We start from the raw sequence: 15,758 nt of genomic DNA on the forward strand, positions 1-15,758 counted from the left end.
GATACCGATTCTTCAGGCAGTCCAGGAGGAGCAGGGCTTTCTTTCGGAGGACGCCGTCGTCAGCATCGGCCGACACCTGCGGATACCCGCAAGCAAGGTGTTCGGCGTGGCGACGTTCTATAATCAGTTCCGGTTCCAACCTAAGGGCAAGTACCACGTAATGGTCTGCCGGGGAACTGCGTGTCACGTGAAGGGCTCGCAGAAGGGACTGGAGATGGTCACCAAGCTTCTGAAGGTCGAGCCGGGCAAGACGACCCGTGACAAGCTGTTCAGCCTTGAGGTTGTGGCTTGCATGGGCGCCTGCGGATTGGCGCCGGTCGTGAACGTCAACGGCCAGTTCTACGCCAAGGTGACGCCGCTCAAGCTGCAGCGGATCATCGAGGAGTGCCGGGCAAAGGAGCGGGCCAATGTCAAAGCCTGATGTGAACGTAGCCGGAGCCTGCTGGGACAAGCCCCCGATGCCGGCGCCCGAGCTGCTCAAGGCGCTGAAGTCCGGCCCGTTTTCGACGCCGAACCAGGCGGGACTGATCGCCTCACTGCGACGCGAGAAGGTCACAAGGCCGGTGATATTCATCGGAACCGGAACCTGCGGACTCGGAGCCGGCGCGGCCAAGACGGTCGAGGCCATCAAGGAATACCTCAAGAACAACAAGATTGACGCCGACCTGGTCGAGGTCGGCTGCGTCGGCATCTGCTCGGATGAGCCGATTGTCGACGTGCAGTTGCCGGGCCGAAACCGGGTCAGCTTCCGCACAGTGACGGCTGAGAAGGTCACGAAGGTGCTTGACGCAGTTCTTGGCAAGAACGGCGACCTGGGCAAAGTGCCGGAACTTGTACTCGGCCAGTACCGGTGCGACTGCATCGGCCAGTGCGAGTGCGAGGAATGGGCCAAGGTGCCCTACGTGGATAAGCATCCGTTCTTCGTGCTACAGAAGCGCTGGGTGCTCGCCAACTCCGGACTCATCGACCCCAACAACATCGACGAGTACATTGCCCGGGGCGGTTACTCGGCCATGCACAAGGTGCTCCATTCGATGACGCCGGATGAGGTCTGCGAGGCGACGGTGAAGTCGGGCCTGCGCGGACGGGGCGGCGGCGGGTTCCCGGCCGGCAAGAAGTGGCAGATGGCGCGGGCCTCGGCCGGCGACCAGAAGTACCTCATCTGCAATGCCGATGAGGGCGACCCGGGCGCCTTCATGGACCGCGCGGTGTGCGAGTCGGACCCGTTCCGGCTGCTAGAAGGGATGGTCATTGCCGCATACGGAATCGGCGCGACCAAGGCTTACATCTACATCCGCGCTGAGTACCCGCTGGCCGTGCGCAACCTCAAGGCCGCCATCATCAAGGCCAAAGAGTACGGCCTGCTCGGCGAGAACATCCTCGGTTCGCACTTCAACCTTGAGATAGTCATCAAGATGGGCGCGGGCGCATTCGTCTGCGGCGAGGAGACGGCCTTGATGCACTCGGTTGAGGGCAAGCGGGGCATGCCGCGACCGCGGCCACCCTACCCCACGACTTCAGGGTTGTTCGGCAAACCCACAGTCATCAATAACGTCGAGACATTGGCGAACGTGGCAGCCCTGATGCAGATGGGCTGGGAGAAGTTCGCTGCGGTCGGCACCCAGGGGTCCAAGGGCACCAAAGTCTTCGCGCTGTCCGGTCTCGTGAACCGCACCGGCCTTGTGGAAGTGCCGATGGGCACGACTATCCGACAGGTGGTGTTCGATGTGGGTGGTGGGATACCGAATAACAAGAAGTGCAAGGCAGTGCAGATTGGCGGGCCGTCGGGCGGCTGCATTCCGGAGCCGCACATGGATGTCGCCTGTGACTACGAAGCGCTGAAGAACTTCGGCGCCATCATGGGCTCGGGCGGGCTCGTCGTGATGGACGAGAACACCTGCATGGTGGACGTGGCGAAGTTCTTTATGGAGTTCATTCAGAACGAGAGCTGCGGCAAGTGCATTCCGTGCCGCGAGGGCACGCGCAGGATGCTTGAAATCCTCCAGGCCATCACCCGGCCCCGACGCAAGGAAGAGGATACGGACGCGTTGCTCCGGTTCCAGGGCATCATGTACCTCAAAGAGCTGGGCGAGAACATCCGCAAGACCTCGTTGTGCGGGCTCGGCCAGACCGCGCCCAACCCGGTGCTTTCGACATTGCGTTGGTTCCGTGACGAGTATGAGGCGCACATCTTCGAGCGTCGCTGCCCGGCCGGCGCGTGTAAGGAATTGGTCGGCGCGCCATGCCAGACCGGCTGCCCGGTTGGCACCGAGGTCTGGCGCTATGTGGCGCATGTGGGCCGCGGCGAGTACTCCGACGCGTATCGCGTCATCCGCACCGCGAACCCATTCCCGTCGGCTTGCGCGCGGGTCTGCAACCACCCGTGTGAGGACGTCTGCCGCTGCGGCACGACCGGCGGCGAACCCATCGCCATCCGGACGCTCAAGCGGTTCGTTGTGGACACGGTGGACCCGTCGAGCTACAAGCCGGTGGTGAAGAAGGCGAAGCCGGACGCGCCCAAGGTGGCGGTCATCGGTGCCGGGCCTTCGGGCCTGGCTGCCGCGCATCAGCTTTCGCTCGCCGGCTACCCGGTCACAATCTTCGAGAAAGAGAAGAAGGCGGGCGGGATGCTTGTGTGCGCGATACCGGCCTATCGGCTGCCGCGCGAGACACTGCAGAAGGAGATCGACTCCCTGCTCAATGAGAACATCGAGCTGAAACTCGGCAAGGCGCTGGGCCGCGACTTCACCATCGAGAGCCTGCAGAAAGACGGCTACAAGGCGATCTACATCGCAACCGGCTCGCACAAGTCGAAGAAGCTCGGGCTTGATGGTGAGGACGCACAGGGCGTCATCCCGGGCATCAAGTTTCTGAAGGCCTACAACCTCGACGGCGAGGAACTCGCCAAGGGCCGCGTCGGCATTATCGGCGGCGGCAACTCGGCGCTCGACGCCGCGCGCGTGGCAATGAGGCAGCAGGCGGTGAGCGACGTTACTATCTTCTATCGCCGGACCCGGGCCGAGATGCCGGCGTACCCTGAGGAGATCGATGCCGCGCTGGAAGAGGGCATCAAGGTGGTCGAACTAGTCGCGCCGACTAGGCTGATCACCGAGGAAGTCGGAAGCCAAAAGCCAAAAGCCAGAAGCCAAAACGCAAGGCTCAAGGCGGTCGAGTTCATCAAGAACGAGTTGGGTGAGCGGGATGCCAGCGGCCGGGCCAGGCCGGTGCCGGTGAAGGGTTCCGAATACCAGGTCGAGCTCGATACGCTCATCGCTGCCATCAGCGAAGACCCCGAGTCCGAACCGCTGTCCGGCCTCTCGGTCGCGAAGAACGGATCTTTAGTCGTGAACGCCGAGAACTACACCGCGGGCCGGCCGGGTGTGTTCGGCGGTGGCGACGTGGTTACCGGCCCGAACACGGTCATCGACTCCATCGCCGCGGGCAAGAACGCGGCGATGATGGTTGACCGTTACCTGTCGGGCAAACAGATGAAGGTCCTGAAGCGGGTGAAACTGCCGACCGTCTATATCGAGCCGGTCGCCGAACCCGAAGAGGAAGGCGAGGCGGCACACCGGGTTGAGCACGCCCTGCTGGCGGCGCGCGAACGGCAGAAGAATTTCCGTGAGGTCGAACTCTGCCCGGGCGCGGAGGCGGCGCAGTGCGAGGCGCGCAGGTGCCTGCGTTGCGACGTCGAGTTTACCCAGCCGATTTGAGGTGAAAGATGAGTAATCTTACGATTGAGGTTAACGGCCGGAAGGTCGAAGCGAAGAAGGGCGAGACGATTCTCTCCGCCCTGAAACGGGAAGGCGTGAAGGTCCCGACCCTCTGCTACCTCGAGAACCTGGCGCCGTCCGGTGCGTGCCGGATGTGCGTGGTCGAGGTCGAGGGGTCGGCCAACCTCGTGCCGTCCTGTTCGTTCCCGGTGGCCGAAGGGATGAAGATCAAAAGCAACTCGCCGCCGGTGATGGCGGCGCGGCGGACGATCATCGAACTGCTGCTCTCGAACCACCCGGATGACTGCCTTTACTGCATCCGTGGCGGCAACTGCCAGCTCGCGGAACTCGCCCAGGAGCACGGCGTGCGAACGCGGCGGTTCCGCGGCGAGAAGAACAAGCGCGAGAAGGACATCTCGGGCCCGAGCATCCAGCGCGACCCGGAGAAATGCATCCTTTGCGGTAAGTGCGTCCGCGTCTGCGAAGAAGTCCAGGGCGTTTCAGCCATCGACTTTGTCCAACGCGGGTCGAAGTCACTCGTGGGTACCGCCTTCAACAAGGGACTGAACGTCTCTTCCTGCATCAATTGCGGCCAGTGCATCCTCGTCTGCCCGACCGGCGCACTCCACGAGCGAAGCTACGTGGAGGACGTGCTGAGCGCGCTCAATGACCCGGACAAGATAGTGGTGGCCCAGCACGCGCCCGCGGTTTCGGTTTCCCTCGCCGAGGAATTCGGGATGAAGCCGGGCGTCGATTTCGACGGCAAGATGGTCGCAAGCCTCCGGAAGATCGGGTTCGACCGGGTGTTCGATACGTCGTTCACTGCCGACCTGACAATCATGGAGGAAGGTTCGGAACTCGTCCACCGCATCAAGACCGGCGGCGTGCTGCCAATGATGACCTCCTGCTCGCCGGGCTGGATCAAGTTCGTCGAGCAGTTCTACCCGGATATGATGCCCAATCTTTCCACCTGCAAGTCGCCGCAGCAGATGATGGGCGCCATCTTGAAGACCTTCTACGCCGAGCGCGAGAAGCTCGACCCGAAGAAGATCGTGTCAGTTTCGATCATGCCGTGTACCGCGAAGAAGTTCGAGTGCCAGCGGCCGGAGATGGGACGCGACTTCAACCAGGACGTTGACTATGTGCTCACCACTCGTGAGCTGGCCCAGCTCTTCCGGATGACCGGCGTCGATCCGAACACGGTCGAGCCCGAGGCGGCCGACACGCCGTTCGGCGAGCGGTCGAGCGCGGGCAAGCTATTTGGCGCGTCCGGCGGCGTTATGGAGGCGGCGGTCCGCTCCGCCTACTTCCTGCTAACCGGGCAGGAACTGGCCGAGCTCAAGATGGAAGACCTGCGCGGCATGAAGGGTTCCAAGGAGGTGAAGGTGAAGATCGGCGACCTCGAAGTCGGGGCCGCGGTCGTATCCAACCTCCAGAATGCCCGCAAGCTGCTCGACGAGGTCAAGGCCGGCCGCAAGGACATCCACTTCATCGAAGTGATGACCTGTCCGGGCGGCTGCATCAACGGCGGCGGGCAGCCCATCGGCGCGGACCTCGAAGCGGTCAAGGCGCGGATGAAGGCGCTCTACCAGATCGACCGCGACGCGACCCTCCGCGTCAGCCACAAGAACAAGTGGGTCCAGCGGCTCTACGACGAGTATTTGGGAAAGCCGCTCGGCGAGCGCAGCCACAAGCTGCTCCATACCAAGTATGCCAAGCGCGACGTGATGGTCTAGAAGGTGACGAAAATGGATACACCAAAGAAGATAATGGTCGTCGACGACGACATCGACCTGCTCGAACAGGTTGCGACGATCCTGGCTGGGGATGGCTACGAGGTCCAAAAGGCCCAGGGCCAGGAGGAGGCCGAAGAGCTGCTTACGGGCTTCATCCCGGACCTGGCGGTGCTCGACCTGATGATGGAGAACATGGATTCCGGTTTCGTCCTGTGTCACAACATCAAGAAGCTTTACCCCGGCACGCCGGTTATCATCCTGACCGCGGTCCAGGCCGCTACCGGTCTCGACTTCAAGGCCCGGTCCGCCGAGGCCGGCTCGTGGGTCAAGGCCGACATCCTGATGGACAAGCCGGTCCGGCCCGAGCAACTGAAGGCTGAAGTCAGGCGACTGCTAGCGAAATAGGTCCTATATGACCTATAGGACCTATACCCTGCCGTGACCCCTGAGCTCACCGGCCTTGTCCTGACGATACCGGAGAAGTGCCGGGTCTGCTACACCTGTGTGCGCGAGTGCCCGGCTAAGGCGATACGGATTCGCGCCGGTCAGGCCGAGGTCGTGCCCGAGCGCTGTATCGGCTGCGGCAACTGCGTCCGGGTCTGCTCCCAGCACGCCAAGCGGGTGTACGACTCCGCGACGCTCGTTCGCGGCCTGCTGGACCGGAATAGGACGGATCCGACGGATCGGTCTGATCGGACCGATGCTCCGCTGGTCGCCTGTGTCGCGCCGAGCTTCCCGGCCGAGTTCGGCATCGCCGACTACCAGTCGCTTGCCGGCATCGACCACCGCCGGTTGGTCGGGATGATTCGCCGCCTCGGCTTCGACCGGGTCGTTGAGGTCGCCTACGGAGCAGACCTCGTTGCCCGACGCTATCGGAAGCTGATCTCCGAACAGCCGAACGCCCGTTTCATCGCCACCACCTGCCCGGCAATCGTCCTCTACGTTGAGAAGTACCATCCGGAGTTGGTGCCGTTTCTTGCCCCGGTAGTATCGCCCATGATCGCCACGGCTCGGGTCGTCCACAAGCGCTACGGCGCCGATGCCCGGGTCGTCTTCATCGGTCCTTGCATAGCGAAGAAGGCCGAGGCGGCGGCCGAACGCTACCGGGACGACGTCACCGCCGCGCTCACTTTCATGGAGCTGCGCCAGTTGTTCGAAGAACGCGGCGTGACTGCCGAGTCGGTCGAGCCCTCGGAGTTCGATCCTCCTCACCCGGGCAAAGGGATGCTCTTTTCGGTCAAGCGCGGTATCCTGCAGGCCGCGGGCATCGAGGAGGACCTGGTCGCGGGAGACGTGGTCGCCGCGGACGGCGGCTCGGAGTTCGGTCATGCCCTGCACGAATTCTCCGAAGGCCATCTCGACGTCCGCTTGCTCGAAGTGCTCTCCTGCAAGGGCGGCTGTATCATGGGCGCCGGGGCAGGCACACGCGCCCCGCTCTTCAGCCGCCGGGCCGCAGTGAGCCGCTATGTACGAGAGCGCCTGGCTGCAGGTGGAGCTCAGCCCGAATCCACCGACGTAGACCTTAACGCTTGGTTCTATCCCGACGAACGGTCGATGCCGATTCCATCACAGGACGAAATCGCATCCATCCTTACCCGAATGGGGAAAAAGGACCCGGGTGACGAGCTCAACTGCGGTGCGTGCGGGTACGAGACCTGCCGCGAGCACGCCATTGCCATCTTCGACGGGCTGGCCGAGAGCGAGATGTGTCTGCCCGCGACCATCGCCCGGCTGAACGAAGCCATCGGCGAACTCGGCGTCACCAACCGTCAACTTGCCAGCGCCCAGCAGGCGCTGGTCCAGTCCGAGAAGCTCGCCAGCATGGGCCAGCTTGCCGCCGGTATCGCCCACGAGGTGAACAACCCGCTCGGCGTCGTGTTGCTCTACAGCCAGCTCTTGCTCGAAGAGTGCGATCCGAACTCGGAGCAGTACGCAGATCTGAAGAAGGTCGCCGAGCAGGCGGACCGGTGCAAGAAGATCGTCTCCGGCCTGCTCAACTTCGCCCGCAAGAACCAGGTGAATCTCAAGCCGGTGAGAATCGACGAGTTCATGTCGGCCTGCAGGCACGCGGTCGTGGTGCCGGAACGGGTCAAGCTGGTCATGGAGAGCCGGGTTGCCGACGCCGACATTGAACTCGACCCCGACCAGATGATGCAGGTCTTCACCAACCTGATGAACAACGCGATTGAAGCGATGCCGGGCGAAGGAATCCTCACGGTCCGCGCCGAGGGCGACGCCGAATCGGTGCAGGTGAGCATCAGCGACACCGGCGTCGGCATACCCAAGGAGAATGTCAAGAAGGTATTCGAACCGTTCTTCACGACCAAACAGGGCGGCAAGGGTACCGGCCTCGGTCTTGCCATCTGCTACGGAATCGTCAAGATGCACCGCGGAAGCATCGTGGTTCAGTCGAATACCGACCCTAGGACCGGGCCGACCGGCACGACGATGACTGTGAAGCTACCGCGTCACCCGCAGGGCGGACTGGAATGAGACCCGCGCCGAGAAAGCAGGTGTAGAATGGAAAGACTGAAGCTCCTGGTGGTGGACGACGAGCAGCCGATGCGCGAGGGCGTGATGCGGGCGCTGCGTAAGTTCACCGTGAGCCTGCCCTATGCCGAGGACGACTACGGCTTCGACATGTTCGAGGCGGGAACCGGCGAAGAAGCTCTTGAGCTCATCGAAAAGAACCCGCCGGACCTGGTGCTGCTCGACTACAAGCTGCCGGGCATCAAGGGCCTCGATGTGCTCGACAGCATCACCCAGCGCCAGCTCGACATCCTGACCGTGATGATAACGGCCTATGCGTCGCTCGAGACCGCGGTCAGCGCCACTCGGTACGGCGCGTACGACTTCCTGGCCAAGCCGTTCACGCCCGAGGAGCTGCGCGGCGCGGTGCAAAAGGCGACCAAGCATCTTGTGCTTTCGCGGCAGGCGCGCAAGCTCTCGGAGGAAAAACGCCGGGTCCGGTTCGAGTTTATCTCGGTGCTGGCGCACGAACTCAAGTCCCCGCTGGCAGCGGTCGAAGGCTACCTGCGGATAATCCAGGAGAAATCCGCAGGCGATAGCCTCGCCGCGTACGAGACGATGGTCGGACGTTCGCTGACGAGGCTCGAGGGGATGCGCAAGATGATATTCGATATCCTCGACCTGACCCGCATCGAGTCCGGGCAGAAGAAACGCGAGCTCGTTGAGACCGACCTGCGTGAGGCGGCCCAGGCGGCAATCGAGACCGCGCTGCAGTCGGCCCGGGATCGCGGCGTGGCCATCGAACTGCACGCGCCGGAACGGGCGCCGCTGCTGGCTGACCGCGGCGAACTCGACATCATCTTCAACAACCTGGTGTCCAATGCCGTCAAGTACAACCGTGAGAACGGTCGGGTTGACCTCACGATCGCCGTTGATGACGAAGTGGCGACAGTAGCCTGTCGCGACACCGGCATCGGGTTGAGCGAGACCGAGGCCCAACAGCTCTTCCGGGAGTTCATCCGCATCAAGAACGCCAAGACCAAGAACATCCTGGGCTCGGGGCTCGGCCTCTCAACGGTCAAGAAGCTCGCGACCGAGTACTACGGCGGTGACGTCCGGGTTGAGTCGACGCCGGACGTCGGCAGTACCTTCACCGTCACCCTGCGCCGTCGCCCGGCGGCGCAACGTTAGCCCTTCCGCGAACCGAGTCCGGGGGCTTACCACCAAGGAACAGAGAGGAAGGGATGAAATCGGAAAGGCTGAATCGGGAAAGGTCGGAGTCCGGACATTCATCCTTCATCCCTCCGCCTTCATCCTTTCACCTGGCCCCTGCCGCGGCTTGAAAGCCCGCCCCGTTGTGCTAAGATACATCCTTTAGGTTGCGCTCCGTCTCATCCGTCACACAATCCACGGCCCGGACCTAAAGACAGATATCAAAAGGAGTTCACGTGCCGAAGGTACTTATCGTTGACGACGACCCCGATATCGTCGATTCACTGAAACTCGTCCTGTCGGCTGAAGGGTACGCAGTGGCGGCGGCCACGAGCCGGGTCGAAGCCATGCAGGCGGCCGAGCGGGAAAAACCGGACCTTATTATCCTTGACGTCATGATGGAGCAGCCGGACGACGGTCTGGTGGTCGCCCAGGATCTGCGCCACAAGGGCGTGAGGACGCCCATCATTATCCTGTCCTCGATCGGTCATGTGACCGGGTACAAGTTCGGCAAGGATTCGGAAGTGGCCCCGGTGGACGACTTCGTGTCGAAGCCGGTCGCGCCCAAAGACCTGGTCGCCAAGGTCAAGAAATTCCTGAGGAAATGACGATGTTGGCAACTGAAAGAGAATCACTCCGCCACGAAATCGCGGAATTGGCGGAGAAGTATGAGCACAAGCGCGACGGGATGATGCCCATTCTCGAGGCCGTCCAGGAGAAGTACCGTTGCGTATCCGATTTCGCGATGCAGGAAATCGCCCGCCAGCTCGGCGTGTTCCCGACCGAGGTTTACGGCGTGGCGTCGTTCTACTCGTTCCTTTCCACCGAGCCAAGGGGCAAGTTCGCCATCCGACTCTGTCGTACCCTTTCCTGCGACTTCGCGGGCAAGAAGGAAGTAGCTCGCCAGCTCGAGAACGAACTCGCTGTCGGGTTCGGCCGCACCACGCAGGACGGGCTCTTCTCGCTTGAGTACTGCAACTGCCTGGGCATGTGCGACCACGGGCCGGCGCTGCTCGTGAACAACGACGTGTACACCGAGGTCAGCCCGGAGTTGGTATCGGACATCCTCGAAAAGTACCGGAGGATGTTCGGCCCGGCATCGCAGTTGGAGGAAAAGGAGACGCACCATGGCTAGTGCAATTCACATCATGGAGCGCTACGAAGCCGGTTCGGGAGTGAAGAAGGCGCTCTCGATGTCGCGGACCGACGTCATCCGGACCGTGCGTGAGTCCGGCATCCGCGGTCGCGGCGGCGCCGGGTTTCCGACTGCGGTGAAGTGGAACCTGTGCGCGGCGGCCCAGGCCCCGAAGAAGTTCATCATCTGCAACGCCGACGAGGGCGAGCCGGGTACGTTCAAGGACCGTCTGCTTCTGACCGAGCGGCCCGAGGCCCTGTTCGACGGCATCACCATCGGTGGCTATGCTATCGGTGCGAAACTCGGGATCATTTACCTCCGTGCCGAATATGCCTACATGCGGCCCGGGCTGGACGCTGCTCTGGCAGCCCGGCGCAAGAACAAGCTGCTGGGTAAGAAAGTGCTCGGCAAGAGCTTCGAGTTCGACATCGAAATCCGCATGGGCGCCGGCGCCTACGTCTGCGGTGAGGAGACCGCGCTCATCGAGTCGCTTGAGGGCTCGCGCGGCGAGCCCCGCAACCGGCCGCCCTACCCGGTGAACACCGGGCTCGTCGGCGCGCCGACCTCAGTGAATAACGTCGAGACCCTCATCGCCTGCGCGCATATCCTGGTAAAGGGGCCGGAGTGGTTCAAGAAACTTGGCACCGAGATCTCAACCGGGTCCAAGTTGCTCTCGGTCTCCGGCGACTGCGCCCGGCCCGGCGTCTACGAGGTCGGGTTCGGCACCACGATCAAGGACCTGCTGAAGCTCGTCGAGGGCGAGGGGGCCAAGGCGGTGCAGGTCGGCGGCGCGTCGGGACGGACCGTCCCGGCGAAGCAGTTCGACCGCAAGCTGGGTTTCGAGGACCTCGCGACCGGCGGCTCGATAATCGTCATCGGACCGCAGCGCGACATGCTCGACGTGGCCGAGAATTTCCTCGACTTCTTCGTCGAGGAGTCCTGCGGCCAGTGCACGCCCTGCCGCGAAGGAAACCCGAAACTGCTGGAGGGCGTGCGCCTGCTGCAACAGGGACGCTGCTCCATCAACTACCTGCGCGAGCTGCAGAGCCTCGGACGCACGATGCAGGTGGCGTCCAAGTGCGGGCTCGGCCAATCGAGCGCCAATGCGTTCCTCGACATAACCGAGCAATTCCGGTCGGAAATCCTGGGCCGCGTGCCCGCGAGCAAGGAGTAGTCCAAGATGCCAAGGACGAAGTCGGAAGCTAGAAGTCAGAAGTCAGAAGTCAAGACGGCAAAGCAGGAAGCCGGTAAGTCCAGCAAAGTCGCCCCGGGCACCACTGCCCCGACCAGCGAGAAGCCGATGACCATCACCGCCGGCAAGCCGGGCGATATCGGCGGCCTCGTGTCGGTGAAGATCGACGACCTCGACATCAAGGTGCCGTTCGGCACAACCATCCTCCAGGCGGCCAAGACCGTCGGCATCCGCATCCCGACGCTCTGCTACCACGAGGACCTGTGTCTTGCCGGGGTCTGCCGCATCTGCTCGGTCGAGGTGTCAAAGCAGCGGACGCTCCAGACCGCCTGCACGTTCCCCATTACCGAACCGATTACCGTCAGCACGACCAGCCAGCGCGTCCGGCAGGCGCGCCGCCACATTCTCGACCTCCTTCTCTCCAAGCACTATGGCGAGTGCTATTCCTGTTTCCGCAACAACAACTGCGAGCTGCAGGCGCTGGCCAAAGAATACGGCGTGGATTTCTTCCGGTTCGGCCACCCGGACAAGCCGCGCTTCGAGATTGACCGCTCCAGCTACTCGGTGGTGCGCGACATGAACAAGTGCGTGCTCTGCCGGCGCTGCGTCCGGACCTGTGTTGACCTGCAGTCGGTCGGGGTCTACAGCGCGGCGCACCGGAGCGAGAAGACGAAGATCGAGACCTTTGAGGACCGGCCGCTCGCCGACGTCATCTGTATCAACTGCGGCCAGTGCATCAACCGCTGCCCGACCGGCGCGCTCCGGGCCAAGGATCCGTCGGACGAAATCTGGGCCGCGATTGACGACCCCAAGAAACACGTCGTGATGCAGACCGCGCCCAGCCCGCGTGCCGCAATCGGCGAGGAGTTCGGGCTTGAGGCCGGCACCTCGATGACGGGGGAGATGAACACCGCCCTGCGCCGCGCCGGGTTCGATATGATCTTCGACACCAACACGACCGCCGACCTCACCATAATCGAGGAAGGCACCGAACTGCTGACCCGGCTGTACAAGGCGCTGGTCAAGAAGGAAGAGGCGTTCCTGCCCCAGTTTACCTCCTGTTCGCCGGGCTGGGTCAAGTTCATCGAGCACTTCTATCCCGAGTACCTGCCCTGGATGTCGAGCTGCAAGTCCCCGCAGCAGATGTTCGGCGCGCTCATCAAGAGCTACTACGCCCAGAAGCAGAACCTGAACCCGGCCGACATCGTGACGGTGTCGCTGATGCCATGCTCGGCCAAGAAGTTCGAGGCGAACCGGCCGGAGATGCGCTCATCCGGGTATAAGGACGTTGACTACGGCCTGACCACCCGCGAGACCGCGCAGATGATCAAGGAAGCCGGCATCGACCTGCCGCACATGCCCAAATCCCATTTCGACCTGCCGTTCGGCGACGCCTCTGGCGCCGGCCTCATCTTCGGCGCGTCCGGCGGCGTCATGGAAGCGGCGCTCCGGACCGTGGTTGAGGTCGTGACGGGCTTGAAGGCCGAGCAGGTCTTCACCGACGCCTGCATCATCCCGGTGCGCGGGTTCGAGGGCGTCAAGTACATGGAAATCAAGGTGCCTCAGACCGGCCCGATGCTCGACCTGTTCAAGCCGCTCATCAAGAAAGGCAAGCTGGGCAAGGACTGGTCGTGGCTCAAGGGCGCGACGCTCAAGGTCGCGGTGGCCCACGGCACGGCCAACGCCCGCAAAGTGATGGAAGACATCAAGGCGGGGGGCAAGTTCTCCCAGTGCCAGTTCATCGAGTTCATGGCCTGCCCCGGCGGTTGCCTCGGCGGTGGCGGCCAACCGATTCCGACCTCGCCCGCGATTCGCAAGGCCCGGGCCAAGGCCATCTACGCCGAAGACATGGGGCTCGCTATCCGCAAGTCGCACGAGAACCCGTACGTGCTGAAGCTCTACGCGGAGTTCCTCACCGATGGGCCTTGCGGCGAGGTGAGCCACAAGTACCTGCACACCCACTACACGCCCCGCGGCGACTACCTCGTCTAGACCGAGCCAAACCTCAAAAGCGCCCCGCCCCGCGCGGGGCGCTTAGCTTCCGCGCGAGCGGACCAAACCAACGGGGTGAGAAATGCACGTGCTGCGGCCATTTGCAGTCCAAGGCTGAGTAGACAGAGTCAGCCGGCCGCGCTACAATCGCTCCGTGAAGACTATTCGGCTGTCCCGCCACGCCCGTGAGAACATCGGGTTCCGCGGGGCGACCGAGGAAGAGGTCGTTGAGGCAATCAGGCAGGCTGAGTGGCAACCGGCCGAGCGCGGCAGGTTCGACTGCCGCCGGGAGTTCCCCTTCGGTCAGGACTGGAACGGACGTCACTACTCAACCAAGCAGGTGCGGCCGGTGTTTGTGGACGAACTTGCGGAGATTGTTGTCGTGACGGTTTATGTGTACTATGTACCGTAACGGAGCAACACGATGAGAATATCGTACGATTCGGAAGTCGATGCGCTGTACATCAGGTTCATTGAGACCACGGTGACGACCAAACACGTCGCCGATGGTATCGCGGTTGACTACGCCGCCGACGGCCGGATTGCGGGCATCGAGGTACTCGACGCGCGCAAACGGTTTGGCGACGAGCAGATTCTCCGGCGCGTCGTGCTCGAGGACCTGGTTCCGACCCCTGCCGTCTAGCGCGCCCGCGTCCCCCTCTCGACCCTTGGAATCCCGGATCCCTTCCTCAGCAATTCTGCATTCTGCTATCTCGTTTGTGACATCTGATTTGTCGGAAGTCCGCCACAAGCGGTGAGCGGTTAGCCGTCGGCTGCCAGCCGTCAGATGTCGCAACTGCCCTACGGCTCCGCGGCGACTACCTGGTCTAGGCTCGACCGACCACAAGATCGATGCCCCGCTTACGCGGGGCATCGCTTACTTTGCCGGCGGGGCGTCGCCTTCGGCTCAGCGGCCGCTCAGCGGGTTTGCCCGCCCATCACCGTCAGCCCGGCCAAGATCACGAGCAGTCCGACGACGATGAATACAATATCCATCGTCTTGGCCCGGCCGGCCAGCACGAAGGCGAGCCCGAAGACGGCCGTGACCGCTCCCGCCACCAGGGTGATTGTCCGAAGCCGCTTGGAACGCTGCTCATCGGTGAGCGGCGCCTTCATCCCAGGGTCAGACACTTTGCCTCCCTTCGCGTCCGGTCGAGAACCGACCTCGCATATTCCTCATGCCATCGACCAAAAGCCGCAATCAGGCATGGCCGCTCAACCCGGTGCGCCATTCCACGCCACTACTTCCGCCCGTCTCAAATCTGGAATGTGAAGGAGCCCCGCGCGCGTCAGGAATCGGCGACCTCGTCACCGGAGCTTCCCAGTCACGGATTGGCTATCGGACTCGCGGGCGGGCGTGTCGAATGGGCATGCTGAAATCGGAGAGTGCCACTCGCCGCCACCAGCAAGTCTAGAGCCGCTTCCGGAGAATCCAGTCCGCAGCCGATTGGGGCAGCGCTTCGAGAAGACGGGCAGCATTTACCATGTGCCCGACCGCATACCGGCGCTTGGGGCGTCGGGCCGAAAGCGCCTTGAGGACGACTTCCGCCACTTTTGCCGGGTCCGTCCGCTTGCGGTCGAATTCGGCCATCTCCTTCTCCCAACGACGCAGGATATCCTGATAGAGCGCAACCCGTGCGGGCGGCCCTTGCCGGAGCAGGTCCTCCACGTCGGCCGTGGTCCTCAAACCGGCCGGCGTCCGGATGCCCCCGCAGTGGATTCTGACAATGGGAATTCCCCAGGGCTTGAGCTCCATGTCCAGCGTGCGGACAACGCAGTTGACGGCGAAGTCGGAGGCGTGGATGCTCGCCACAAAGGCAGTGGGCATCAGCGCCGGGGTCATGATCCAGAGGATTCGCCCCTTGGCCTGACGAATCAGCGGCAGGCATTGCTGAACCAGGTCAACGGAACCAATCACGCGGGCCTCCAGCTCAGCGCGGAATCGCCCAAGGTCGAGCAGCTCCACCGGGGCCGGCTGACCACCCCCGGCATTGTTAACGAGCGCGAACAGACCCGCCAACTTGCGGCGGCGCAGTTCGTCCGCCGCGAACTGCACGGCCCGGGTGATATTTTCGTGGCTCGTGACGTCAAGCGGGCAGACCGGCACGAGGTCCGGCAAGTTCAGCGCGCGCAGCGCATCGGCATCCGCGTCCCGTCGAACCCCTGCCAGCACGGTGAAACCATGTCTGGCCAGCGCCTGCGCGCTCTCGCGGCCGATGCCTGAAGAACAGCCAGTGATCAGTACCGCGCTGCCTCTGCCCGATGGACTATCTGGTGCTGCTGTAGCCATGGTTATCCTCCGCTGTGCT

14 protein-coding genes are annotated in these 15,758 nt (G+C 63.1%); 12 read left to right on the forward strand and 2 right to left on the reverse strand.

What is annotated here, in order from left to right; translation table 11 throughout:
• The 12 genes from VMH22_15150 to VMH22_15205 all read left to right on the forward strand — a co-directional run.
• Window positions 1-421 (forward strand): NAD(P)H-dependent oxidoreductase subunit E (locus VMH22_15150; GenBank protein ID HTW93026.1); only part of this gene is annotated, 421 nt, incomplete at its 5' end.
• Window positions 408-3,713: an NADH-ubiquinone oxidoreductase-F iron-sulfur binding region domain-containing protein gene (locus VMH22_15155; GenBank protein ID HTW93027.1), complete on the forward strand. Its 3,306-nt coding sequence runs from the start codon at window positions 408-410 to the stop codon at window positions 3,711-3,713. The genes VMH22_15150 and VMH22_15155, both read left to right, overlap by 14 nt.
• 8 nt (window positions 3,714-3,721) lie before the next feature.
• The gene (locus VMH22_15160; protein HTW93028.1) at window positions 3,722-5,449 is read left to right on the forward strand and encodes an NADH-dependent [FeFe] hydrogenase, group A6; all 1,728 of its coding nucleotides are present in this window, start codon (window positions 3,722-3,724) and stop codon (window positions 5,447-5,449) included.
• Window positions 5,450-5,461: 12 nt separating this feature from the next.
• Window positions 5,462-5,854, forward strand: coding sequence for a response regulator (locus VMH22_15165; protein HTW93029.1), 393 nt, complete (start codon window positions 5,462-5,464; stop codon window positions 5,852-5,854).
• A gap of 33 nt (window positions 5,855-5,887) precedes the next feature.
• Window positions 5,888-7,942: a [Fe-Fe] hydrogenase large subunit C-terminal domain-containing protein gene (locus VMH22_15170; GenBank protein ID HTW93030.1), complete on the forward strand. Its 2,055-nt coding sequence runs from the start codon at window positions 5,888-5,890 to the stop codon at window positions 7,940-7,942.
• A gap of 27 nt (window positions 7,943-7,969) precedes the next feature.
• Entirely contained in the window at window positions 7,970-9,109 is a 1,140-nt protein-coding gene (locus VMH22_15175) for a response regulator (GenBank protein ID HTW93031.1), read from the forward strand.
• Window positions 9,110-9,366: 257 nt separating this feature from the next.
• Window positions 9,367-9,738: a response regulator gene (locus VMH22_15180; GenBank protein ID HTW93032.1), complete on the forward strand. Its 372-nt coding sequence runs from the start codon at window positions 9,367-9,369 to the stop codon at window positions 9,736-9,738.
• 2 nt (window positions 9,739-9,740) lie between these two features.
• On the forward strand, window positions 9,741-10,265 hold the full coding sequence (gene nuoE, locus VMH22_15185) for an NADH-quinone oxidoreductase subunit NuoE (protein ID HTW93033.1): 525 nt from the start codon (window positions 9,741-9,743) through the stop codon (window positions 10,263-10,265).
• Window positions 10,258-11,439, forward strand: coding sequence for an NADH-ubiquinone oxidoreductase-F iron-sulfur binding region domain-containing protein (locus VMH22_15190; protein ID HTW93034.1), 1,182 nt, complete (start codon window positions 10,258-10,260; stop codon window positions 11,437-11,439). The genes nuoE and VMH22_15190 overlap by 8 nt, the downstream gene beginning before the upstream one ends.
• 126 nt (window positions 11,440-11,565) lie before the next feature.
• Window positions 11,566-13,449 (forward strand): NADH-dependent [FeFe] hydrogenase, group A6, encoded by a 1,884-nt coding sequence (locus VMH22_15195; protein HTW93035.1) that lies wholly within the window; start codon window positions 11,566-11,568, stop codon window positions 13,447-13,449.
• Between the two features lie 154 nt (window positions 13,450-13,603).
• Window positions 13,604-13,861, forward strand: a complete 258-nt coding sequence (locus VMH22_15200) for a hypothetical protein (GenBank protein HTW93036.1) — start codon at window positions 13,604-13,606, stop codon at window positions 13,859-13,861.
• A gap of 12 nt (window positions 13,862-13,873) precedes the next feature.
• Window positions 13,874-14,092, forward strand: coding sequence for a DUF2283 domain-containing protein (locus VMH22_15205; protein HTW93037.1), 219 nt, complete (start codon window positions 13,874-13,876; stop codon window positions 14,090-14,092).
• Window positions 14,093-14,367: 275 nt separating this feature from the next.
• Here VMH22_15205 and VMH22_15210 read toward each other — a convergent pair whose 3' ends face one another.
• Window positions 14,368-14,580, reverse strand: coding sequence for a DUF3040 domain-containing protein (locus VMH22_15210; GenBank protein ID HTW93038.1), 213 nt, complete (start codon window positions 14,578-14,580; stop codon window positions 14,368-14,370).
• Between the two features lie 280 nt (window positions 14,581-14,860).
• Window positions 14,861-15,739 (reverse strand): SDR family NAD(P)-dependent oxidoreductase, encoded by an 879-nt coding sequence (locus tag VMH22_15215; GenBank protein ID HTW93039.1) that lies wholly within the window; start codon window positions 15,737-15,739, stop codon window positions 14,861-14,863.
• Window positions 15,740-15,758: the final 19 nt, after the last annotated feature.

The organism is bacterium, assembly GCA_035505375.1.
Lineage (GTDB): Bacteria > Hydrothermota > Tepidihabitantia > Tepidihabitantales > Tepidihabitantaceae > UBA2258.